General features: G+C 53.8%; 21 protein-coding genes and 1 pseudogene. 16 read left to right on the plus strand and 6 right to left on the minus strand.

Annotated features, from left to right (window positions below):
* Positions 1 to 188: 188 nt before the first annotated feature.
* Complete coding sequence (locus E2L06_RS10200) at positions 189 to 3971, minus strand: ATP-binding protein (RefSeq protein WP_138781112.1); 3783 nt, start codon at positions 3969 to 3971, stop codon at positions 189 to 191.
* A gap of 474 nt (positions 3972 to 4445) precedes the next feature.
* The gene (locus tag E2L06_RS10205; protein ID WP_138781114.1) at positions 4446 to 5642 is read right to left on the minus strand and encodes an orc1/cdc6 family replication initiation protein; all 1197 of its coding nucleotides are present in this window, start codon (positions 5640 to 5642) and stop codon (positions 4446 to 4448) included.
* A gap of 636 nt (positions 5643 to 6278) precedes the next feature.
* Here E2L06_RS10205 and E2L06_RS10215 point away from each other — a divergent pair.
* The 4 genes and pseudogenes from E2L06_RS10215 (at position 6279) to E2L06_RS10230 (ending at position 8720) form a co-directional block, all read left to right on the plus strand.
* Positions 6279 to 6650: a helix-turn-helix domain-containing protein gene (locus E2L06_RS10215; RefSeq protein WP_138781115.1), complete on the plus strand. Its 372-nt coding sequence runs from the start codon at positions 6279 to 6281 to the stop codon at positions 6648 to 6650.
* Positions 6647 to 6999, plus strand: a pseudogene (locus tag E2L06_RS22960) (type II toxin-antitoxin system PemK/MazF family toxin). Before E2L06_RS10215 ends, E2L06_RS22960 begins: the two are co-directional and overlap by 4 nt.
* A gap of 435 nt (positions 7000 to 7434) precedes the next feature.
* The gene (locus E2L06_RS10225; protein WP_249361410.1) at positions 7435 to 7989 is read left to right on the plus strand and encodes a hypothetical protein; all 555 of its coding nucleotides are present in this window, start codon (positions 7435 to 7437) and stop codon (positions 7987 to 7989) included.
* 464 nt (positions 7990 to 8453) lie between these two features.
* Positions 8454 to 8720 carry an AbrB/MazE/SpoVT family DNA-binding domain-containing protein gene (locus E2L06_RS10230; protein WP_138781117.1) on the plus strand — a complete coding sequence of 89 codons (267 nt, stop codon included), beginning with the start codon at positions 8454 to 8456 and terminating at the stop codon, positions 8718 to 8720.
* Between the two features lie 85 nt (positions 8721 to 8805).
* Here E2L06_RS10230 and E2L06_RS10235 read toward each other — a convergent pair whose 3' ends face one another.
* Positions 8806 to 9219: a winged helix-turn-helix domain-containing protein gene (locus E2L06_RS10235; RefSeq protein WP_138781119.1), complete on the minus strand. Its 414-nt coding sequence runs from the start codon at positions 9217 to 9219 to the stop codon at positions 8806 to 8808.
* Between the two features lie 98 nt (positions 9220 to 9317).
* Here E2L06_RS10235 and E2L06_RS10240 point away from each other — a divergent pair, with 98 nt between their 5' ends.
* Positions 9318 to 9938, plus strand: a complete 621-nt coding sequence (locus E2L06_RS10240) for a hypothetical protein (protein ID WP_138781121.1) — start codon at positions 9318 to 9320, stop codon at positions 9936 to 9938.
* Between the two features lie 485 nt (positions 9939 to 10423).
* Here E2L06_RS10240 and E2L06_RS10245 read toward each other — a convergent pair whose 3' ends face one another.
* Entirely contained in the window at positions 10424 to 10726 is a 303-nt protein-coding gene (locus E2L06_RS10245) for a class I SAM-dependent methyltransferase (protein ID WP_171052342.1), read from the minus strand.
* A gap of 202 nt (positions 10727 to 10928) precedes the next feature.
* Between E2L06_RS10245 and E2L06_RS22965 the strand changes: the two genes are divergently transcribed.
* The 9 genes from E2L06_RS22965 (at position 10929) to E2L06_RS10290 (ending at position 19477) form a co-directional block, all read left to right on the plus strand.
* Positions 10929 to 11348, plus strand: coding sequence for a hypothetical protein (locus tag E2L06_RS22965; protein ID WP_394348738.1), 420 nt, complete (start codon positions 10929 to 10931; stop codon positions 11346 to 11348).
* A 40-nt stretch (positions 11349 to 11388) separates the two neighbouring features.
* Positions 11389 to 13089 (plus strand): hypothetical protein, encoded by a 1701-nt coding sequence (locus E2L06_RS10255; protein ID WP_138781123.1) that lies wholly within the window; start codon positions 11389 to 11391, stop codon positions 13087 to 13089.
* Positions 13086 to 13310, plus strand: coding sequence for a hypothetical protein (locus E2L06_RS10260; RefSeq protein WP_138781125.1), 225 nt, complete (start codon positions 13086 to 13088; stop codon positions 13308 to 13310). Before E2L06_RS10255 ends, E2L06_RS10260 begins: the two co-directional genes overlap by 4 nt.
* Positions 13310 to 14452, plus strand: a complete 1143-nt coding sequence (locus E2L06_RS10265; RefSeq protein ID WP_138781127.1) for a hypothetical protein — start codon at positions 13310 to 13312, stop codon at positions 14450 to 14452. Before E2L06_RS10260 ends, E2L06_RS10265 begins: the two co-directional genes overlap by 1 nt.
* Entirely contained in the window at positions 14449 to 15540 is a 1092-nt protein-coding gene (locus E2L06_RS10270) for a hypothetical protein (protein WP_138781129.1), read from the plus strand. The genes E2L06_RS10265 and E2L06_RS10270 overlap by 4 nt, the downstream gene beginning before the upstream one ends.
* Positions 15541 to 15569: 29 nt before the next feature.
* Positions 15570 to 17654 carry a VirB4 family type IV secretion system protein gene (locus tag E2L06_RS10275; protein WP_138782537.1) on the plus strand — a complete coding sequence of 695 codons (2085 nt, stop codon included), beginning with the start codon at positions 15570 to 15572 and terminating at the stop codon, positions 17652 to 17654.
* Positions 17655 to 17671: 17 nt separating this feature from the next.
* Positions 17672 to 18808, plus strand: a complete 1137-nt coding sequence (locus E2L06_RS10280) for a hypothetical protein (protein ID WP_249361413.1) — start codon at positions 17672 to 17674, stop codon at positions 18806 to 18808.
* Between the two features lie 63 nt (positions 18809 to 18871).
* The gene (locus E2L06_RS22885) at positions 18872 to 19054 is read left to right on the plus strand and encodes an HVO_0649 family zinc finger protein (RefSeq protein ID WP_138781132.1); all 183 of its coding nucleotides are present in this window, start codon (positions 18872 to 18874) and stop codon (positions 19052 to 19054) included.
* Positions 19055 to 19198: 144 nt separating this feature from the next.
* On the plus strand, positions 19199 to 19477 hold the full coding sequence (locus E2L06_RS10290; protein WP_138781134.1) for a hypothetical protein: 279 nt from the start codon (positions 19199 to 19201) through the stop codon (positions 19475 to 19477).
* A gap of 6 nt (positions 19478 to 19483) precedes the next feature.
* Here E2L06_RS10290 and E2L06_RS10295 read toward each other — a convergent pair whose 3' ends face one another.
* The gene (locus E2L06_RS10295; RefSeq protein WP_138781136.1) at positions 19484 to 20200 is read right to left on the minus strand and encodes a hypothetical protein; all 717 of its coding nucleotides are present in this window, start codon (positions 20198 to 20200) and stop codon (positions 19484 to 19486) included.
* 482 nt (positions 20201 to 20682) lie between these two features.
* Here E2L06_RS10295 and E2L06_RS10300 point away from each other — a divergent pair, with 482 nt between their 5' ends.
* Positions 20683 to 20904, plus strand: coding sequence for a HalOD1 output domain-containing protein (locus E2L06_RS10300; protein ID WP_138781137.1), 222 nt, complete (start codon positions 20683 to 20685; stop codon positions 20902 to 20904).
* 101 nt (positions 20905 to 21005) lie between these two features.
* Here the strand turns inward: E2L06_RS10300 and E2L06_RS10305 are convergent, their stop codons facing one another.
* Positions 21006 to 21440, minus strand: a complete 435-nt coding sequence (locus tag E2L06_RS10305) for a hypothetical protein (RefSeq protein WP_138781139.1) — start codon at positions 21438 to 21440, stop codon at positions 21006 to 21008.
* A 682-nt stretch (positions 21441 to 22122) separates the two neighbouring features.
* Here E2L06_RS10305 and E2L06_RS10315 point away from each other — a divergent pair.
* Positions 22123 to 23379, plus strand: a complete 1257-nt coding sequence (locus E2L06_RS10315; protein WP_138781141.1) for an RNA-guided endonuclease TnpB family protein — start codon at positions 22123 to 22125, stop codon at positions 23377 to 23379.
* Positions 23380 to 23870: the final 491 nt, after the last annotated feature.

A 23870-nucleotide genomic window follows, 5' to 3' on the forward strand; every position in this document is an offset into this window, starting at 1 on the left:
CTCACTCGAGAGACCCCTACAACAACACTTGCGGGGGAGAGAGCCGATTATGACGATTGGATCGCGTTTCTGTGACCTGTGTAGACCGGCTCGAGAACAGAACAGACACCGATTCTGGGAGAATCGAGAATATGATCCGAACACCGATAGAAAGACGCCACAGAAGGAGAACTACACAGTCCAGTGAACTACGGGAGATCCGGCGAGCGATCCCGGAGCCACTCTGCAGGATAGACAGCCGTCATCCCTGGCGTGTCGATGCGGAATTGTTGGGGTGGCGTGGTCTTTGCATACGTTTTCTCGACTCGAGGAGGCCCCTCGAGCGGATCGTTGAGCGCGGAGAGTATTTTGTGGCCATCGGCCTGTTTCATGACGACCCAGATTGCAGCCTCGGGTTCGCACGCAGCCATTTTGTCGAAATCGACGGGTACTGCACGCCGGACATCGTGGTTGATACGTTCAACCTCCGCTGTGACAATGATCTCGCCATCGGCATCTACACCCGCGAGATCGAGTCGATGTTGATCGTCGAGTTCGTAATACGGAATGACTTCGGTGACGTCCGACTGGGGATCTTCCGCGTACGCTTCTTCGAGATGCTGTCGGGTGACTTCGACGCCAAGGACGTGTTCACTGGATTCATCGAGATCACCGACTCCGTGGCCGTAATCGACGCCTTTGCGATAGCTTTCGCCGATTACAGACCGCCCTTCTGATGAAACGGTGTAGAGACGGTGTGGATGATCTGTATCGTGTCTGAGGAGGTCTGCCTCGAGCAATGGGACGATCTCGTCGGTTTCGATCCCGACGTACTCCTGCAGTCTAATCATCGAGTCGTGGAGAAGATCGTACTCGAGTGGATCATACCGAAGCTGCTGTGCGTTGTACACCGTCTGTAAGAAGAGCAGTTTTCGGTCACTCCAGTCAGAGAGATTTCGCTCTTCGGCTGTGAGCTTGAGGTTAATATCGCAGACAGGGATGTCGTCAGGCTCGACATCTGTGAGTGAACGACAGCACTCAATCGACCGTTTCATCCCCTCGATAGTCGGATCGTAGCGGTTCTCACAGGATCCACAACAGAGGGCGTGTATCGATTCGTCGTAGCTCACGTACTCGGGGAGCCGCTTCGTGTGTGGCAACAGCGAGTCAACCCGGAGTGACGCTTCTTCCGTTGTGTCATCCTCATCCGATCCGTTCTCGGTGCCCGGATGGTCGCTTTCATATTTGAGTCCAGATTCGTTCCACGTCTCAAGTGCAGTGAGTTCGAATGCTGTGTTGAAGGCCTGATACTGCTCGTCGCCAAGTGGAGTCTCACTTGCTGGGTGTCCATCGGGAGCGGGTAGTGATCGTCCGAGAAACGGTCGTGGGGCAGGTGAGCCAAATGTGGCTGCAGGGCGGACGAGCCACTCGCCATGACGAATTGCTGCAAGCCGCCTGGCAACCTTTTTTGGTGGCACGTCGTCGGTCGCGAGCGCCTTCGCAAGATCGTCTTCGATGCTGACGTTACCAACGACGAACGTCCCGATCTCGTTGAGCGCTTCCTCGTACGTGTGATTCGACGGATCTGGAGAATCGAGTTGACTGGGGAATTGAACGCCAAGCATGAGCGAGAGGCCAAACGATCGCCCTTGCGAGAGGAGGGTGTCGACCAGTTGTGTCGCGGCGATGTCTTTCGCTTCCTCGAGATAGAGGTTGACTCGTGGGGGCTGTTGGTGTGACGTTTTCTGGGCTGCTGAACGTGCTTTCAGTGCAATCCACAGATTTGAGAGCAAGACGAGTGTCAGTGCGCGTTTAATCCGCTCTTCCATTCCACCGAAATCGAAGATAACGACGGTATCGTTGTCGATGACGTCTGTGAAATCGAAGTGAGGGTCTGTTTCGTCACTCTCAGTGTTGTCTTCCTCTGTGGGGGTATAATGGACGTGATCGAACAGCGGTGCAAGTCGGTCATCGGTTGCGATTATCTCGACTCGAGCCACGGCGCCACCGAGAACCATGTTGAAGACGTCTCGATCGCGTTCGAGCAATCCAGCGAAGTACTCGGTGAGTCGTTCATCCGAAGTCGGTGGCGGTGTTTGATCGCTCAGTGTACGCTGGAGCGCCCGGTAGAGATCTTTGTGTGAAACGGTATCGGTGCCGTGAATCGGGTCGTATAATGCTCGAAGGTGATTGCGAATCGCCTTCGTCGATTCCGTCGCTCCATAGTACTGTTCTTCGCCCATCAGCCCCGCGAGGATCTCTTCGTAATGGCCTGCGATTCTCGAGCGTGCTTCTTCTCGTGAGAGCCCGGAATCGAGCAGCGACCTGATATCGAAAATCGACAGCGCAGGTAGTATTTCGGTGAGGTCGAAGTAGCTGACGTCCTCGAGACCATCGTGTGCTGTGTAGTGTGCTTGAAGGAACTCCTCGGCGGTTCCCCCTCCCTTGTAATCGAAGAGGATCTCGGGGCCATCTGTGGCCTCGACGTTCGACAGCATTGCACCAGTTGTGAGAACGGATTTTCCGGAGCCTGTATCGCCGATGACGAAGAGATGTCTATCCTGAAGTGTTGGTGGAAGGACGAACGGGCTTTGGTAGGGTTGGCGGTCATCGGTTAGTGGCATGCAGAGCGCCTGTCCGGTTCCCGTGTATTGTGCGAGGTGATCCGGTGATGGCAGGGAAAGACCGGTTCGCTCGGATTGTCGAGCCTCGAGTGCTCGTTGACCAGATGGTGTGAGGCCGACACCATCGATCAGACAGAACCCAGGGAGTTCGTCTGGTGCGACGACGATGCCAGCGCTCTCGTGTGGCTTCCATGGGAGACGGCTTTTGAGCGTTTCATATGTTGGTTCGGGATAGGTTCGTCGACAGATGTCCTCGAAAAGTTGGCTTGCAGGCGTATCGCGATTGGTATCCGTGATGAGGTGTCCGTGGATCGAATGAAAGGGGCCACTGAGATGGCCGAATACGTTTGTGAGTCTTCGAGCGGTTGTCTCAGCTTGTTCTGAGTTCGTGTCATCTGTAAGCGCCACTGCTCGAGCAGAAAGACAAAACGTCCGTCGGAGGTCACGCGTTTCGAGTTCGGTGAGACGGTCACGATATGGACGAGCGAGGTTTTCAGGCTCGAGTTTCTCTTTCGATCGAGGGAAGACGAAATTGAGGAGACGATCGGCTGGTGTGACGAGGGCGCACTCGAGATCATAGCGATACTGTTCTACGTCTACTCGCTGATCGCCAAGCGGACTGCAGATCACCTGGTACACGACGGGAACTGCGGAGTCACAGAGCGTTTCGACGAGCGTTGCCAGTGGGACACGACGGGAATTTGATTTCTGTTTCTCTGGTTGTGTCTTTCGAGAGTGGTCGGTGAGTTCATCGAACGATGCGAGCGAGGTTTGCCAGTCCTGGCGGATTTTTGCTACGCCGCGATACTCGACGCCAGCGGCATATGGCTGACTTTGGGTGTCAGCGGTGGCTGGTGTTGAACCGTCGTTGTCTGTGGGGGGAGAGTGAGACGGTGTGAGTTGTCCTGGATGCCAGTCGACTTGCGTCAGTTCGTACGTATTTGGAAACGCCGTCCGAAGGATCGCCTCGAGTTCGTCGAGGAATTCGTCCTGTGTGGTTCCGACGAGGTACCGAATGCTCGTGTCTGATTGGCCGTCAGCAACGAGCAGCCACTCTATGAGCGGTTGCTGGGTTTTCTTTCGGAGGGACAGCCATGTGCTCGAGTTTGAGAGGTTGTAGAGACTCTCGTAGAGAAGCGTCGTTGCCTGTGAGACAGCTGCACGGTTGAGTGGCTTTGTCGACGGCCGGATTTCGATATATGTTCGTGACTCGAGGGATGTGGGTGTAGGCGTCGTGGGATCTACGTCTGTGATGTGTGACTGGGTACTCGAGTCGCTGTGATCGTCTCCATCAGGAATCGGACTCGAGTGTTGGGATGGTACAGTCGTCTCTTCAGTAGTCGGCGTGGTGTCTTTCTCTATCGCCATCGGTTAGAAAGAGAGTTAGATGCAGCCAGCGCTCAGATACTGTCCTCGAGAACGCTTCTGATACTATGACTCTCAATACCCGGAGAATAACTTCGACCTATATAAACGCGTGTTAGGGGTGAGTGAACTGTCTTTGTAGTCGATAGTCTAAAGGAGGGAAAGAAGCAGGTTGACGCTCGAGGTGCTAGAGTGTATCACTGAATATTGCTTCACGCTGCAGTGAGAGAGTACATTTCGTGTGCTTTCAGACAGGGAAGGAGACTAGTAGGTTAGGTGCTAGAGAGTACATTTCGTGTGCTTCACTGAGGTAGGGAAGCGAACCAGTTGGTTGGTATGAGAGTACATTTCGTGTGCTTTCAGACAGGGAAGGAGACCAGTAGGTTGGGTGCTTGAGAGTACATTTCGTGTGCTTTCTCAATTCTTGAGAAATCATCGCGAAACAGTCATCCGTAATAGAATGGTATTTCGTGTGCTTTAGCTGAACATCTGCGAGATCTCTTCTCTCGTTTCGAGAACAATTGTTGGATCAAGGTCGAGTTCGTACTCGTAGTACTGCCCCCCGCTAAGCCCTTGATTTCGTTCATGTCTGATCAAGAATCCAAGCATATGGAGATCAGATAAGTGATCTTGGATGCTTTTCAGCGTAGTAAGAGGTGTTGCACCGTAAGCATCCGCAACCTGCTCATACCCATCTTGGATCGTCTTCGACCGTGCTGGGACCTCTTTACGCTTCTCGAGCTTCGCGATCGTTTCCAAGATATACTGAGCGTGTTCGGTCTGGTCACGAATCCTGTTTCTCAGTCTCCCACGCTGGACAAGTGTACGTGCATCTTCAATGTGATCATCGCAGACGATGTCGTCTCCTTGCTTCTCAGTCACCTCTGCACCAACACGGAGGAGATCGATTGCTTGCCGTGCATTTCCCATATCTTGAGCAGAAAGTGCGGCAGCTTTCGCGATTGCCGAATCGTCACAGGCACCGTCAATGAACGCTCTATCGGCACGGTGGTGAAGAATGGTTCTGAGTTCGCCAGCGTCGTACGAAGTGAACGAAATCTCTGTCTCCATGAGAGTATCCTTGACTTTCGAGGAGAGTGATTGACGGAATGTGTAGTTGTTGCTGATCCCGATAATCCCGACCAAAGCATCTTCGATATAATTGTTTGATCGTGCTCGAGGAAGCTCATAGAGAAGTGTATTGACGTCATCCAAGTGATCAATTTCGTCAAAGACTATCAGATGCGTCCCGCCTAATCGATCGAGTTGTCGGTAGAGTTCGTCAAAGGCATCACCTGTTCCAAGACCACGCTTCGGAAATGGACTTGCATCCTCTGGAAGAAGGTTATTCACGAGACGACGGACAACCATGAACAGTGTCTTACCGTTACAATTGATATCATGAATATAGAGATCGTCCGCTTCATCTCGGTCTTCCACTTCTTCCTTTAGTTCATCCATCATGTACTTCGTAACTGCCGTCTTTCCGAGCCCTGCCTTCCCATACAGGAAGATATTCTCAGGTTCACGCCCAAAGAGGACATCTTGAAGTGCATGGCTGAATGCGTCTATCTCCTCGTCTCGCTCAAGGATTTCCTCTGGCTGGTAACTCTCATTGAGAACAGACTTGTCAGCGAAGATTGTGTCTGTTATATCACTAAACGGTCCAGACATTCCTTATCAGGAGTCTTATCTAGGATATATTAAAGCCTTGCTTCGTTTGTTTCGTTTGCTCTGGTTGGTGATGACGACACGCCGTTAGCGCTTCTCTGAACCGCCTCTCTCCGTACTCGTGAGAGAAAGCACACGAAATCTACTCTCACTCTTTTACAGCAGTTGATTGAATACACATATGTAATAATTGTCATCTACCCAAGCATCAGCGGTATATACTCCTTCATGTTTTCGAACGCTCTCAACACGCAAAAAGTGCTCCTCACACACTAGCCGACAGCCAAGCCGATAGGCCCCTACTCGAATTTTTTGGAACGGTGAATAGGTTAACGGTTCGAGGAAGTTCGCAGTCTTACGCCATTCTGAGTAGACAACGTTATCGAGTTTGGAGATGATCCGCTCTTGCGTTTCTGGATCCAGCTATGCAAATTCTTGTGAACGCTGTCTCCCCATACTCGCTCACGGCTAATGCCGTCGCTCTTTGAGGACGGGGGCTTAGCGCCCTCTCTTTCAGCTAACCGCGAGGCCTTTCCAGAATCCAGCACCCTCTGAGTGGTTTAGAACTATTACCTTCGATATTTTCGTAGCTTTCGCACCTAACACGCATTACGATGCACAGCATATCTCTCTCCAACGATGTCCATCGATCGAGAAACGTTCGAGAACGCGAGCGAGGACGAACTCGAGAAACTCTCTATTCCGGACCAAGTACTCGGATTTCTCGCTGCCCACGAAGATCGTGCGTTCAAAGCGCGTGAAATTGCTTCCCAGATTAGCGTCGACGAGGGCGCAGTCAGCACCGCCCTCTCACGGTTAAAGGACCGCGGTCTTGTCGAACACAAGGCGACATATTGGGCGGTGATCGATGATGCCGATCGACTCAAAGGATACAGCAGTTACAAGCGGGCGACTGCCCTGTTCAATGAGCAGTTCGGTGAAGAGGATACGGAAGCGTGGCGTGAGCATGCCCTCCGCGAGCCACATCCGAGTGTGGAGAACGAGCAGTGACCGACGAAGGAGTTTCTCTGGTCTTTGAATGGGGCGATGTCGTCTACGGCGACGACCCGTTCAAAGGCGAAGAGGATGCCCGACCGTGGCTGACTCTCTTGAACCACAAGGACGTCCGTTCCACGGCGAGCAATACATCACGCTGACATTGATATCGAAATCGCGGATGGACAGGCTCATCAATATCCCTGAGAAGAGTTGGCTTCGCGGTGGGACTCCAAACGAGAATCGGATCGTCCCATGGGGAGTCCAATCGATCGGCCACGAGGGTATTGACTTCTGTCGAGGCCGTCTCGAGACCGATATCGTCAACGAGGCTATCGCTGCTCTCGTTAAACAACTACCGTAGCCGGTCGTTCCAGCAATCCTGGTTCGACTGAGACCCAGATGGCACTCGAGATCGGACGCTGGGCTCTGTTTTCGCTGATGGCGTTGCGATGAACACGTGGTACGGTTTCATTCGACGAGGGCTATTGACTCGTCAAGACCTTACGATCTTGAAACATGCTGGTCGAAGCACCGAGACAGGAGTTCACAGCAAAATTGCGGTTATTAAAATCGTGATTTAGAAGAATAACTCATCTCGTCGATGAGCTAGAAGATCAGACGAACATCAATGCGGCTGCGGACATCGCCAGTCGCTTTGGCCGTGGCGAGAGAGCGTTTATCGCCTATCCGGACGCGATGACTCGCCACAGGATGGAAGCATCCTTGACAGTGCCACAGCTCACCGCGAGTTGAGTGCACTACTGATAGAAACATATCTGGCCTTCAGAAAATATATATGAGCCACCTCATCGAAGGTGGAACCATGCCGGACCGAGCAGGGTCTTCAAGCGATTCCACGAACCAGTGGGAGTCGGATCGGACGACGTTCCAACGTGTCTACGATGTCCTCACTGGCACGTCCAAGCCCGTGTCTGCACAACAGTTCTCGGAGTCGGCAGTGTGCTCCGAAAACGGTGCTCGGCAAGCACTCGAGCAACTCGTCGAGATGGAAATCGCAGAGCAAACAGAGACCAGTCCGGCGCTGTATCGGCGGAACCCATCGTATTTCGAGTGGAAGCGTGTCGAGAGGCTTGCGCGTGAACACAGCTCTGGTGAGCTTCGTGCTCGACTGGAAGACCTCCTTGAAACAGATCAGAAACTCCAGGAGAAATACGGTGTTCTAGATCCAGGCGCTGTCGTCGTCACTGATGACCCGGCTGAGGATCACGACATGCTTCACGACCGCTGGGGCGACCTCACAGAATGGCGGACGGTTCGTCAGGACATTACTATGTTGAAACGTGCTGTTCGAAGAACCGAGACAGGATGCCACGGAAAAAACATCCATTAGTAAAATCGTGGTTAGTAAAATCACGATTTAGATAATCGCATTACTGTAGTACTCCTGCAAACGCAGACGGAGTGACAACACACCGATAGAACGAGAAAAGACCGTAATCCGAAGCAACTGCCGGCAGTTGCGAGGAATGCGACTCCTCTCAACACCCGCGTCTTTGGCGTGGTGAGACGGGAGTTGTCGGGCCGTGGTGGAGCGGCCGACCCTCACGGACGCACCGAGCGTTCGGGTATTACTTCCAGACGACTCGTCATGGGAAGTCCGAGGGGAATTAAACTCGCCTGCGACCGCACGGCTCGTTTCGGGACGTGCAGTCAAAACGGTGAAGCCGCGGAGCTTGCCCCCGCGGTACTTCACAACTGCACCCCATTAATTTCATATATGGGTTCTAGAAATGACACGGGATAGGAATTTTGATGAGAACTCCTTAGATCCTTCTCGTATTAGTTAATGATAGAATGGCGGAATCTACCGACTATCGGGGGCGAATTTACCTTCCAAAGGATATCCGTGAGCGTTTCGGGGACAAGTATCGTATTGTCGAACTCCCCAGTCATGTGGCACTGTTCCCTGTTGATGATGATCCGATAGAAGGAATTCGTGCAGCTGTCGGCGACGCATTTGAAGGGCAAGATACTGACCAGTTGAAGACAGATGCCCGCAAGCAAATCTCTCGCGAGGTGCAGAAAGACGCCGAAAATAGTTCACAGGAGCGGGAAGATTGACCTCTACAGAAAAAGCAGGTCGAGTGCCCCAGGGCTTGACCCCGAGGCGGTTCACACATCGAAACTGGTTTTCTGACAGCACTCATCAACTATTTATCGTGCTGTCATACATTTCTTCGAACTCCTGCTCGCCGCGGATCAGCTCGTCGACACCTTCAGAGAGTGTGACTTCTCCGAACACAGTTGCCCGATAATACGTGTATAGTCCGTCTTGTCCTCGTTCCGTACGCTGGCGCTTCTCAATGAGGCCGACATCAACAAGTTTGTTGAGGTGATAGTGAAGTGTACTATCGTCGACATTAATCACCTCCTCGAGCTCTTTCGGACTCATCTCTCCACTGTGGACAAGCCGGTAGAGGATTTCATATCGAGTACGGTGTCCGACGGCAGCATGCATCTCAAGATATTCGTCGAGACTGAGAATACTATCCTCTGGTAGCAGGTCTTCCGGATCTTCCGGATTCTTCCCACCAATCGCACTCGGTTGATTTGTCGCCATCTTGGTCTAGAGTACTGGCGGCAAACTTTTAGCCTTTATCAAGCCAAGATATCTCGAAAACGCCCTCTTTTATAAAGGCCGAGTGAGCAAGAACCCCTATGACCACTGAAATCACACGTAATTTGATCACTGAGCGGCTGGGGAGCGTGAAATACGACCGTTTCCTTTTCTATTTGATGGGTCCGTACAAGTCGTTCAATCTCAACTATGTACTCAGTGAGGAAGAACGCCGCGAGATCGATATCGGAGAACTCCCCGGGCCGTTACGCCGACTCTTTCGACACAAGGACGATATCAATTCGGCGCAAGCGCTCTTACGGCGGATACAAGGAGAGCTTCGGACGGATCCAGGAGTGAACGCATTTCTGGCCCTCGATGCGGAGGTAGATACTGATGAGGTGGATGCAGTGACACAAAGCATCGAGTACGCAAGATGCAGCAACGCGACCGCATTCGTGGTTCCGTTTCTTGGGCACAATTTTGGCGTTGGAGAAGAGGCTGGAAGTGTTCTTGAGAGCCTCGCGGAAACACACGGTGATCGGCTACTCTTTGCCCATGAAGATGACGTGACAAGTGCGATGATTCGATCATCCAAGGTGCGATGGGATCTACGAGTCGAGACGTATGAAACGGAAGAGGAACTCGTTAGTAAACTTCGACGGTTCGCAGGTGGAGTCATGCAGCGCGAACGTCGTGGCGATCTTAGATGTTTGGATTGAGTGAACGCTGGCGTTGAAAACTCGAAGACAAGTCTGAACGGTCGATTTTCTCGGCCTCATTTTCATCCTCTGCCTGAAAGAGGAGGTATCTGCTGGCGTCAGTGGGAGCTCGAGGACTCCGAGTGCCCGTCGGGCGCGTGACCTCCTCCTCGCCGTAAACGGCGAGGCTTCCCACGGCACCGCACCGCTGGGTTGGGATATTTGCTGGTTTACGACCCGTCGGTATGACGGGCCGATGGCGGGGCCACACCGCCGTTACTCCTATCCCCGGCACGGGGACTCGGAGTTATCTTGGTGACCGAGACACCACAGCGGTTCGAGATGAGTGTCTCGAACGTTCTGGGTCTCGGAGTCCCGATATTGTCCGATTAGGTGGGCGGACGTGCCGCCTCGGTGTATGTCATACTACACCTCGACTGAACTTAAATACCCGTATTGCTACCGAACGGGGACTGTGTAAGCGTTGTCGGATTCACGCCCGGTCGTCAGACTACGTCTGACGGGCAATCAGAAATCTTCGATTTCTGATGACGGCGTAAACGCCGGAATTCTCTCCTTGAAGAAAGATAGATGCGGTGCAGTTCCTCGAGCGCTTTCGGCTGGTCTGTGACGGGCAGATCATGGAGCACCCGGCGCGCGGTTACCACGTTTTGGGTATCGGTCAGAATGGGAAGTCGCGTGGCGTCGCCGGCGACGGTAGTGACATCGAGACCGGCAGCCGGCCGTTGAGGATGGCGAGGGCCAGCTGTTCCCGCTGATAATGACCTACAGCCAGCAACCGATGACAACGTAGTAGACTCAATTTCAGACGGATATTTTCATGGCCGATACAAAAACAGTTCTTCATCCATGCACTATAATTCCGAGCTAATATAATACACAAGATATATACTCAGTCATCGGCGAGTGAATTTGACGATCTAATGAATAAATTTCTGAACCAATCCGTCGGTTCTCACGAGATTTCTCAGTAGGTCTGAAATTCACCAAATGAATATAAAAACTCCAGTTTCGAGCCGAATACTCGAGACAGACGAATCTTCGAGCGTACGACGCCGAATAGCACGCTCTGGTCTTGGATCACTCATATTGCTATCCGTTCTTGCTGTTGAACCGGCCTTGGCACAGGAAAGCGTCGTTTGCGATGCTGAAGGATTACCCGAGATGATCTCCGGGTTCTTCCAGATCTCGACCGGGATCGGCCTTATCGGCCTAGTTGTCGTCTGGCAAGCCGATTCGCTCGCTGAGATATTCACGACGACCACCGAGCAGAAGAAAGACCTGAAGGCACACAAGCGAACGGCGTTGCGGTCGACGGTTATTCTGGTGGTCCTTGGACCGCTGTATACGGTTGTTGGCTCGACGATGGGTCTTCCGTTAGCTGGCTGTGTGGATTTCGTGCCGTGGTAATGCCGATCGGTAAACAGCCCGACTTGAGCCAGAGGCCCTAATGGGACTCGAGAGGTCGAAACTCGGCGTTGCGGTCATACTCACAGCCGTTGGTATCGCCGTTGTTCTCGGTGGAACCGAGATCGGCAGTGCTGGCGGTTCGCTCGAGAGGGGCGACGAACACGGGCTGGACGAAAATGAGACGGCGACGCTGTGGTCGAAAACGCCGGATAAGTGCATTAGCACTGCCGAGTACGAGCGGCGATATGGCGAAACGCGAACTGGGATGGAAGAACTCGGTAATTGCACCGATATCACGTTCAAAGCGCCTCCTGATACGGCCGAGCGCTGGACAGCAGCCGACTATGAATCACTCGAGGGAGGTGGTGCAGACACCTCGATCTATCCCAGGCATGCCTCGCGTACGGATTCCGTGATTATCGCCGACGCACATGTGACGACATTCGCGATCCAGCCGTCGACGAAGACACATCTGGATGCGAACGAGACGGTCCACTACATCGCTCCGGAGGGTGAACTCCGTGGATTCGTCGATTATCGCATCCGGCTTGATGGGGACTCATCAATTCGAAATCACGGGATCGAAGACGTCCGACTGCTCCGTGATGGGGAGCTGGTTGAAGCAACTGGTGGGACGCACACACCGATCTTCGAGTATGCGTTTGATCGAGGTGGGTCGGCGACGCTGACGCTCGAGGCAGACATCAGTGCTCGAGTCGAGCGGGAGGTTGGCAACGAGACAGAAGTGATCACCGATCAAGTGACCGTCTCCCAGGATCTCGAGGTGGAGGTCTACGATCTTCGGGCATCGATCTACTATGCCTCGTATCCAAACGGCGACAGCGGCATTGCGATCTATCAGGCTCAGCCGTGGCATGGATACACCCTGTCGGACGATGGCGACGCGAAGGTTCGTGGGGTGTGGCGTTACTACACCGCTCGAGAGACTGGCTGGGACGAACTCACGCATGCAACACGAGGGAGAAGGGAGACCGTTGGCTCCGATGCAATGCCGGTGTACGTCCATGCGTACCCATCCGAGTTAGGTCCGCGTGCGGAGCCGATCCGGGATGGGCCAGAGATCCTCGAGGTGTGGGGAACGGAGAGTTCCTCGCCGGAGCCATCAATTCACGAAACCGTCGAGGTAGACGTGGTTTCTGCGCCCTATACGCGATCGTATGGGCTTGCGCTTCGTCACGGCGGTGTCGATCGAGATGCTGTTGTTGTTGACGGGATCGTACGAGGCGTCTCTGCGGAGCTTATCGAGCCCAACGGTGGGGCAGAGCGAGAGATTCGCGAGAGTGAGCTATCGCTCGAGATCATTGATTCAAACGCGACGGCGGTGACCCTGGGGATCGAACTTCGCGATGGAGAGACTGGCGAGCCGATTGTGCTCGAGAATCCGTACGAGGGCCCACGATTCTGGCTGATCGGCCACGATGTTCGTGAGGGCTATATCACGATCGGCGATCAGCGCGTACGGACGAATTCTGAGGGTAGTGCTGCAGTCACTGTTTCCCAGCCAGGGATTTACACTGCAGAATATCATCCGGGTTCGTGGCGATCACATAGCCCGGCGTATCTCGGTGATACTGTTACTGAGACGTGGCACCCACTGGCGACGCCGACGGGCTGGTTCACGCTTCTGGTGGATGTGATTCGGTATGCGATTCCGTTCGTGATTGCGCTGTATGCGGCGAAGCGACTCGGGAACTTCTTGAAAATGAGAGATGAGATATGATTGAGGGGGTAGGAACGGTGTGGAGAGGTATTGTTCTTCGAACACTTCGATGGAGGGGTGCTGCTGAGTGGGTTGGTTTGAGTTGTACTGCTCTCGAGAGAGATTGGAGACTCGAACGCGAGTGTGTTGTACCTGCCTCGAGTGTGGATTTCGAGGGTGGTGATGGCGTGGTTGAGCTCAAGGATGCTGGTTGTGTGATCGAACTCGAGAGGGTTGCATAATGCCCTCGTGGTCGCTCTCCGATGTCGGGATCAAGTGGTTCGAAGACGCGATTGACAAGCTCATTGAATGGTTCCAGGAGGGGTTAGCGGATGGGTATGCTGCGATCACTGCCCAGGTGTTTGGAACACCAACGCCGGAAACGGACGGTGCGTTCGTGTTCGGCCAGCCGTCGAATACTCCCTGGGATAGTATCCACAGCAACCTTGTCAGCGGCGAGATCATGCTTGTTGCCCTGTTGTTACTGGTGATGTGTGTACAGGGCCGGCATGCAATTCGGATTTTCAATATCGGCAGTGCATACGAGACACGAAAGGCAAAGCGAAGTGCGTGGACTGGTGCGTTTTTGATCGTCACCTGGTACTGGGTCGCGGTCTTGGCGCTCTATCTCGTCGATGGCTTCACGATTGCACTGATTCCGGACATTGCGACCGTGACGAGTGCGATGATGGGGTTACTCGCGTTGAGTATCTCAAACCCGATTCTTGCGCTCTTTCTCACGGGCGTTGGTGCGGTCGCGATGTGGGCCCTGCAGGCGCTGTTCTTCCTTCGCGAAATCATATTGTACATATTGGTTTATGCAATGCCGATCGGGATTGCATTGGCCTATGGGAACCTTCCTGTCGTCTCGCACATCGCGAGAACAGTTTCTTTGAAATTTGTGCCGCTTGCGATCATGCCGATTCCGGTGGCGTTGCTGTTCAAAGGCTATGAACTGCTCTTCAGTGAGGGGACAGAGTCAGCGCTGGTTCCAGACAGTGCGTTTTTGAGTTACCTCATTGCAGTCACGCTGCCACTGCTTTCGATTGCTATCGTCTGGAAGCTGTTCAAGTACGCCAGTCCGATGACGACGAAGATCGTGGGTGCAACGACAAAGGCAGGGGTCACTGCAGGGGCAGTAGTCGGTGCTGGTGTCGTTGCTGGTCCCGCTGCTGCAACGACAACTGCGATGTGGGGCCCGAAGGCGGCTGTTGGCTATTCCGCTGCGTCGAAGATGCGCCAAAGTGGTGGCTCTCGAGCTGGGGATGCAAGTGGTGATACTGGGGAGCGAGCGGCCCACGATAATGTCGTGGGAGACGCGTATGGCCAGGACGGCGTCCCGGCATACCGTCGCACTGAGAACGATCCGGGGTACTTCAAGTGACACAAGAAAGCGGTGCAGCTGGCCGGCGAATCATGGACGAACTGGGCGAAGAAAGTCGAATCCCGATTCTGAATATCGAGGAGGGGGATGTCTACGTTCTCCTTGGCTTCCCGATTGCGGGGCTTCTCGTTGGCGGGTTAATTGGGCTCGAGGGGGCGATCTTACCGTTCGTTCTCTTGGGTGTTGTGGTGGGTGGTGCAGTTGTCTATGCATCGCCAAATCATCTTCCTGCATCGACGTGGTTGGGAGATGTCTATCGCTACTACTGCAAACGGCCTCGATTCACGTACAGTGCAGTCGAGTCTGGTGAGTCGGGTACTGATGGTGGGCTCGTAAGTTACACGCCGTTCAAACCGGACGAGCGAACGCAGGATCTCACGAACATCATGCGTGCATGGCCCGGTACCGGTGCGATCGAGCGTTCAGATGGGGCGATGGAGGCCTATCTCGAGATCGATCCTGGGAACATGGACTTCGCGATGTCCGGGGACTGGGCACAAATCCAGCAACTCGGCGAGGAGTTCGCGAATAAGGAGCTTGACTTTAGACTCAAGTTCCATGCGACGACTCGTTCGTTCCCAGTGGAGAGACTGATCGAGCGAATTGATGGGCGACTCTCTGATAGTGATGTTGAGGAGAACCCGATCTTTCGGGAGTTACTCGAGGAGTATCGTGAGCAACGGCCACGAGATCTCGAGGGTGCCCAGCAGATCCGATATTTCATCGGTGTCGAAGTTGACCCGTTCGAGGTCTATGACCGTTATCAAGATGAGCGCTCTCCTGCAGAGAAACTCACCTCGTTTCCGGTGATTGGGTTTCTGTTCAACCCGTTCGTGACCCGGCGCAATGATATGACCGACGCAGAGATTCGAGCGGCCATGTTCGAGAAACTCGAAAACCGATGTCACAGCCTCCAGACGGAGTTCATCCAGAAGGTGTCCGGGTGGTCTGTCCATCGGCTCACGACTGTCGAGCTGTTCGTTCTCTCGATGGACTTCTGGAACGGAGAAGAACACGAGTACGACGATGGCGCGGATGCGATTCGCGATTATCCAGTGGTCGATCATCACCGGAGGGCCGGCCAGTGATCGATTCGGTTGTTTCGGTTGCGGGTCAGGTGCAGAGTTTGCTTCCTGATACGGGGACTCGAGCAGGGCTTGCTCTCTCTGTTGGAGGAACGGCGTTGGTCACACTTCTCGCGAAGATTGCGTGGGACTACTGGCGAGCGGAGGAGGTTGAGGAAGTCGAGTTAGTTGACCTCCTCGAGGAGACGACTGTGGACGACGGCATCGGTGAAGGTGAGATCCTCGACGATATCGCAGAGCACCACCAGCACGTTATCGCACCAGCAGCGATCGAGTGGGATACGCGTACTGCTCGCGTTGGTGATCACTGGACATCGACACTCTACATTGCTGATTATCCCGATTATCCGAAAGACGGCTATCTGACGGAACTTTTCGAACTCACGGATATCGAGTTCGACCTAACGGTTCACATCACACCGAAGAGCCAGCAGAAGGCTCGAGACGAACTCCAGCATGTTGCCGACGATCTCCAGGCTGATGCAGACCTCGAGCGAACCGTTCGGGGGAGCTATCTGCAAGAACGTGCGAACGAGGCGTTATCGACGTACAAAAGCGTCGAAAATGGAAGCCGGGTCTTCGATCAGGGGATGTTCATCACGGTCCGTGCGGATTCCCGTGATGAGTTGCGTGAGGATGTTCGGACGATTCGCAGTCGGCTTCGTGAACAGCCATCGGGCCTCTCGCCGAAAACAGCGATCTGTAAGCAGGATCTGGCGATTCAGGCTGCGGCACCGGTGGGTCCAAATCCGTTTGGTCGAGAGGCAACGGCGCTTGGTGGTGCTATCGGTGCGTTGCTTGCGTCGCCGCACAATGCGACGATTCTCGAGGACGGCGGTGTCGAGTTCGGCGCTCACTGGAAGAATCAGAGCCCGGTCGTGATCGATCCTTTTGCTCGAGAGAACGGCTATGCGATGTTCACGATTGGCGATCCTGGCTCTGGCAAATCCTTCGGCTCGAAGCAGAATTTCGTTCGGTCGATCGAGCAGAGCGAGGATCGTATTGGGATCATCCTCGAGCCATTGAACAACTGGGCTGGTGTCGCTGAGGCAGTCGGTGGCGAGCGAATCACGATTGGTGGTGATATGGGATTGAACCCGCTCGAGATCAAGCCGACGCCCGAGCGTGTCCAGCAGGCGATGGGCGAGGATGCGAGTCCGTATCGGGAGAAGCTCGATAGCGTGATGAGCTTCTTGTCGAATTACTTTGCGACTCGTGGGATTTCACTCGGGGATCGACGGACTACGTTGGAGACAGCGATCGAGAAGGCGTATGCGAGGAATGGCATCACCGACGATATCGCGACTCATCACAACGCGAGTCCGACGATGCGGGACGTACTCGACATCCTCGAGAAGATGGTGGAGACGCCCACAGAGTACGTTGTCCGGACAGACGAAGAGACGACGAAGATTCGGGAGGACGCAACGTGGCTCATCGATCAGTTGCGTCCGTTTGCCGTGGGTGGTCGCTATGAGAATCTGGGGCGTGAGACGGCATTCGATATCCGCGACGAGAAGGTGATCTACCTCGATCTCGCCCAGCAGGAAGGGAGTCTCGGTGGGAGTACGAGCTTGATTATGCAGTTACTGATCTCGCTGGTCTACGAGCGCGCGAAGGAGACGGACAAAGAGGTCGTCTTCGTCATTGACGAAGCACGGTATATCATGCAGGATGCGGCGAGTCTCGAGTACCTCGAGATCGTCTTCCGACATCATCGTCATCACAACCTCTCGATTCGCCTCGTCACCCAGACTGTTGATGAGTTTTTCCAGCATCCAGAGTCGGAAGCGATCATCGACCAGTGTGCGATCAAGCAGTTCCACCATCTCGACGGGATGGATCGTGAATGGGCCAACGAGTTCGGACTTAACTCGGCACAGATGCGCTTCGTCCAGGAGGCCGTTCCGGGGAACGATCGGACGGGATATTCTGAAGCACTTGTTGGTGTCGACGGTGAATGGCGCGGGATCGAAGTCCGGGCGATGGACGACGAGACGGCAGTGATCGATTTCGATCCGAAGGAGCAGTCTCGATCCGAATTGCCAGGGCAGTCTAGTGGTGTTTCTGATCGTATGATGAGTGGTGGTCAGAGTTCGCTGGGGCTTTCGGATTGAGAGATATGGATGATAGAATGACTCTCCCGGAGGCGCTGTGTACTCGAGACCAGTGGATCTGCTGGAAGCGAGCAGAGCGCAACGGCGAGACGACGAAGGTTCCGGTTGATCCGCAGACGGCAGGGTTCGCATCGACAACGAATGATGAGACGTGGTGTAGTTTAGAGACTGCTCTCGAGTGCGTGGAATCGGGCTCAACGGCAGTCGATGGACTTGGGTTCGTGTTCACCGAGTCTGGTCCATTTGTGGGGATTGATCTGGACGACTGTCGTGACCCAGATACCGGTCAACCGACTGAGCAAGCGAAGACCATCGTTGGTCGGCTGGATTCGTATACGGAAGTCTCGCCGTCGGGGACAGGGTATCACGTCTTGGTACGTGGTGGGCTTCCTGCAGGTCGCAATCGACGTGGCCACATCGAGATGTACGACCACGCCCGGTACTTCACCGTCACTGGAGAGCACGTCTCGGGGACGCCAACGCAAATCGAATCTCGGCAACGCGAACTCGAGGAGATTCATTCAGCGTATGTTGGGAAGGGTGATGACGATGTTCGTGAGGCGTCTGGATCGGAGTCAGGGTCGAAAACTCGGCTCTCGGACGACGAGTTACTCGAGAAGGCCCGAAATGCATCGAATGGGGATAAGTTCGAACGCCTCTGGAACGGGTCGACTGTTGGGTATACGAGTCAGTCAGAGGCGGATATGGCGCTGTGTTGTTTGCTTGCGTTCTGGACTGGTGGCCATGCCGGACAGATGGACCGACTGTTTCGGCGATCGAAACTGGACCGTCCGAAGTGGGGAGAAGAACACTACGCAGATGGGTCAACGTATGGCGAGAAGACGATCGCTCGAGCAATTGCACACACCTCTGAGTTCTATGAGCCCTCGGCGAGTGAGGTGAAGGCTCAGAGAGTAGGATCGTCGCGAGATCGCGAGCATGTGTACCTCAAAGAGAGGGTCTCTCTGCTTCGAAAGCAGACGACGTCTCTCGAGAGCGAAGTGGAGGCGAAGAGTGCGCGGATCGAACGGCTTGAGCGGCGACTCGAGGCATATGAGGCGAGATCGGTGACTAGCTCAGAGGAGTCTGAATCCTCGAGAGAGACGCAGTCGAAGTCTCTTGTTCGGCGGTTACGTGGGATTTTCGGCCGATAGCAGAAGAGACTGGAGTCAAAGTCACCAATTCGTTTTTTGTTTGTAGCAGCCGTAGTGTGCTATATGACAACAGTGCTCGAACGTGTTCGACGACGGTATGAAACTACGGATAAGAAGTGTCCCGACTGTGGATATGTGGACGAGGAGGGCAACTGGGAGAGCCGAACGAACGGCCAGCAAGTCGTGTATCGTCACGTCTGTCCCAGTTGTGGTGCGACTCGAGAGCACACGTTCAACCTCCAGTGATGGTGGCTTGCAGCTGCCGGTGAAGAGTACACACCCGATCGGTGTGGTTTCTCGAGCGGGATTTTTGTTGGACTGGGTAGCAGGTAGTAAAGAGTAGGATGTGTGGCCGAAATATACAGGACGAGCCCTCTCTTTATTGTCACTATGTCACGAACTGTTGACGATCTTCGAAACGAGATCCGGCTGGCTGTGGGTCGATACGAACGGCAGGAATCCACTGCCTTCACCAAAGAAGCCCTTGCTGCAATTTGTAACACCGTGGACTACGAGATTGATACGAACCGTCTGCCTTCCAAGTCACAGATGCGAGCGGGGATTCTTTGGAAAATCGGCGTGATCGACGACGATGACCCAGACAAGGCAGGGACTGCCTTCCGGAAGGACGAACTCAAATCTATCGCCGCTTCGCTTCAAAACGAGTAGCGACCGTTAATAACTTGATAGAAATTCAATCACATTCGCCTGTTCATAGAGTCCAGTGACATCGCTAACTTCAGTGACCGTCTGAGGAACGGGACCTAGCTTATTCGGAAGTTGACCGTAGGGGATCTGAATGACATCCCCGTATTCGTTACGAGCCCATTCTACTTCACGAACGAATAGATGATCGTCACTGACATCCTCGCCCCGGAATGACACCGTTGAACCATTAGGTTGATACTCTGGGTACTCACCGACAACCCGGCCAAAGGCCATTCCATTCCCCAAATTCCCTAAGAATGGAGTTCCGTCGGTCAATTTATTGAAAAAACGGTTGAGGCTTCCGGCAGCAAATCCCGCCTGTTGAGTTGGATTCTTGTCCTCGCCTCGCTTCTTATTCCACTTTTTATAATTGTCTTCTAAGACCGTTCGGATGGAGTCGCTCCGGAAGTTGAGTCGTGATCCACCACGAGATGGATCGCGAACGTCTTTATCGACTTTGTCGGGCGTGATAGGGCCTTCTAGTTGATTGCTATTCAATAATTCTCCAATCGGAATTCCCCAACTTCCTATCGAGATAAGATTCTCAGTCATCCACACCTCTGTCATAAGATCAACATTAACACCCCTGTCGTTACCTCGGTTAATCCGAAAGAGGCCTTTCTCTTCAATGTGATTCCGAATCATTCCTGCAATCTCTTTTGTATCGGATTCGCTCTGAGACATACCAAGATGTCTATCACCATCTCACAAAAATGTATTGGCCCATTTCTTAGAAATGGGTACGTACATTTCATCACTCCAAAACCCATATCTTAAGACTGAAAAGTAGAACTATCTTCCCGAATATAATTGGACATATATTGTATTTAGTCCAGACAGTTCGAACATCTCGGCGAATATGATTAATATTTGCTATAATTTCTGGTTTTAGTTTCATATATTTGCTGGTCAGTCCACCGCAAATGTGTGTAACCAATAGCCGCGAGAAGAATTCTTTGGCACCCCCGAGCCGAATCAGCCACTGGTAGCAGCGACAAACAACAAGATCAGAAGCAGCATCACACCCAGTGCGACGAGATGTGGCGCGGCTGTATTGGCAAGAGGAGATACGGCATTAGGAATTACATTCCTTCATAAAAGAAGTTCTTATTGCAGTTTATGAAGCGCCTGCATACTTTTATCCTCTCTTCAAATGACGGTATCACATGGAAAATCCCACCACTGAATGGCAAGAATATACAATAACATCTAAAATTCTCCAGAAGATCTCTGAAAAAGAAAACTGTGATGAACTTGATCTACCGCCACTTTACTACAGTGTTGATCCTTATGCACTTGACGCCCTGAGTGCGGCGAGTAGGATCCAATTTAAATATATTGGATACAATATAATTATTGAAAACGGGGAAGTGACTATTGAGAATTAACATGCACTCCGGTCTAAAGGCCGTGATATTGCGCCTATTCAGCGTATAATCTTGATTCAATCAATACCGCGAGAAGGATTCTTTGGCACCCTTGAGCCACATCAACTGCTCGTAGCAGCGACAAACAACAAGAGGAGAAGCAGTGCCTCGCTCAGCGCGACGAGGTGTGGAGAGGCTGTATCAGTAAGGTTGGTTCGGGTACGCAGCACTGTGGCCAGCATGAATGTCGTGACGGCACCGAGAAAGCCCAGGATCGATCCGAAGACGCTCGAGAGATACTGTGCGCGGACAACTGGCCGATCGAGCGTGTAGTGGAATGCAAAGAGATCAACCCAGGGCGAGTCATGGAATGCGCGCAATTTGAGTTCGTAGACGGGTGCGATATGATGGATATCGGGTCCCAGACCCCAGAGGCCACCGAGTGCGACGAGCCACAGCGGTACCCACGGCGCCAGTCGGTATCGAAGCGCGATCGGTATTATGAGCAGCAACAGGAGCGATGCGCCGACGAGGAAGTGAGCGATTGCAGGTGCCATCGGTTTGCGCCGGTCATGTGGCCGGTCGACGGCTGTTGGCTTCAGTAGGAGCCGTGTAACTGTCTCCTTGAATGAAGGTGGGTGGTCTCGAGGGCGATATTTGAGGTAGTCTGTAGGCAGCTATTGTCACTGATGGAGGTTCTCGAGGCCGTATTCGGGAGTGACCGGCGAAGACCGCTCGAGAGACCCACCTCTAGCTAACGCACCTGGTGCTCGCTAGCTCAATTGTCGAGCATGTCACGCGTAAAGAGGTCAAGCACACTGCAGACGAGCACGGTGAGCGGCATGGCCACATCGACGAAGGCGACCGTCTCGAGGCGGAGTGCAGTGACAAGAAGCGGGTCAGTAACCGAACCCGCAGCGAGGATTGTACCGGAACTGAGAAACAGGAGCGCGGTTCCGTATAGCGCTGCCCAACTGCAGCCACGCGCCCACTGGCGCCGGTAGAGGTGGCCAGTACCTGGCCAGCACACAGCCAGCAGATACGCCGGCCATCGTTTCAGGTACGCAACGAGGCGAACCGCGGTTATAGGTGGAACAGGCGCAATACCACGGCCTTCAGGCCGTGGATACGCGCCGTCACTCAGTGACCCGTTCCACCGATACCGACAGGGCCGGATATTCCACGTCAAACATAGCCTCTAAGATCCTCTGTTTCATAACTGATTATGAACACAGTACGATGCTGGAGACAACCCGCACCTACGTCGCACGCATCACGAATCACACGCAGATTCGTGACAACCTCGACCAGTGCGGGTTCGCAGCATCGAAACTGTGGAACGTCGGTCGCTACTACATCCAAGAACGGTGGGATGAAGACGGTGAGATACCCGATGAAGCCGAACTGAAGTCGGAGTTGAAAGACCACGAACGCTACAGTGACCTCCATTCTCAGTCAAGTCAGCGAGTTCTCGAAGAGCTTGCTGAAGCGTTTACCGGCTGGTACAACTCCAACGACGGCAACAACCCACCGGGCTACCGGAAACGTGGCAACCGACACCCGCGATCGACCGTCACGTGGAAAAAGCGAGCTATCAAGCACGACGACAAGCACGGCCAACTCCGCCTCTCGAAAGGGTTCAACCTGAAAGAGTCACGGTCTGACTTCATCCTCGCGGAGTACGAAACCCGCCCCGACGTAGAAGTCGAGAACATCCAGCAAGTGCGTGCCGTCTGGAACGGCGACGAGTGGGAACTCCATCTCGTCTGCAAGAAAAAGATTCCAGTCGAAGACACACCCGGCGACAACACGGCGGGTATTGACCTCGGTATCAGTAACTATCTTGCCATCGACTACGAAGATGGCACAAGTGAGCTATATCCGGGGAACGTGCTAAAAGAGGACAAGCACTACTTCACCCGCGAGGAGTACCAGACCGAAGGCGAGAACGGGCCGTCGAAACGTGCATTGAAGGCTCGCCGGAAACTCTCCCGACGCAAAGACCACTTCCTCCACACACTCTCGAAACACATCGTCGAGCGGTGTGTCGAAGAAGGCGTGGCGAAGATAGCAGTTGGCGATCTCAGCGATATTCGAGAAGACGACAACGGCGACTCGCGGAACTGGGGTGCGTCAGGGAACAAGAAACTCCACGGATGGGAGTTTGACCGATTCGCCCGTCTACTTGAATACAAGGCCGAAGAACACGGCATCCTCGTTGACCGCGTAGACGAGGAGAACACCTCGAAGACGTGTTCGTGTTGCGGGCAGATTCGGGATAGCAACCGCGTGGAACGTGGTCTGTACGTCTGTTCGTCGTGCGAAACGACGATGAACGCAGACGTGAACGGTGCGGTGAACATTCGGAGAAAGATAACTCAGAGTCCCCCGACCGGGGATATGAGTAACGGCTGGTTGGCACAGCCCGGAGTCTTCCTGTTCGACCGTGAGAGCGGACGGTTCACACCGAGAGAACAGGGAGTCTGCAAACCCTAATATCCCAACGCTCGGGATTCCTCCGGGTTCAGCCGGAGGAGGATGTCAATGCGGGTCGTGTCGATCGGAGAGCCTCGCTGACAGACCGTGGGCCAGTTTCCGTTCGGGGAGGTGCTGAGTCTGACGTCGCCATAGCAACCGTGATCACATTGTCGTGTAAAAATGTCAGTCAGACTTTTGTGTGACACCGTGCCAGTGTGCGATGTGGAGCGGCGGTCGCCCCGAACACTTGCTCGCTAGCCAATCGAGATGCACGATACGGTCGCAGAGCCGAGCGAACGGACAGCAAGTCGTGTATCGTCACACCTGACCACGTTCGGTCCAACTCGAGAGCACACACAAACCTCGAGTGAGAGCTCGCGCCTGAGCCAAAGAACATACACCAGCCGCCGTATATTCGAAGAAGCTTGGTTCGCACTAGTCGATTCGTCGGCGGACACCATTTATCGCTGGATTTTCTTCACTTGGACGGGTATCTGGACAGAACTCCC

This window comes from Haloterrigena sp. H1, from assembly GCF_005938085.1.
Classification (GTDB): Archaea; Halobacteriota; Halobacteria; order Halobacteriales; family Natrialbaceae; genus Natrinema.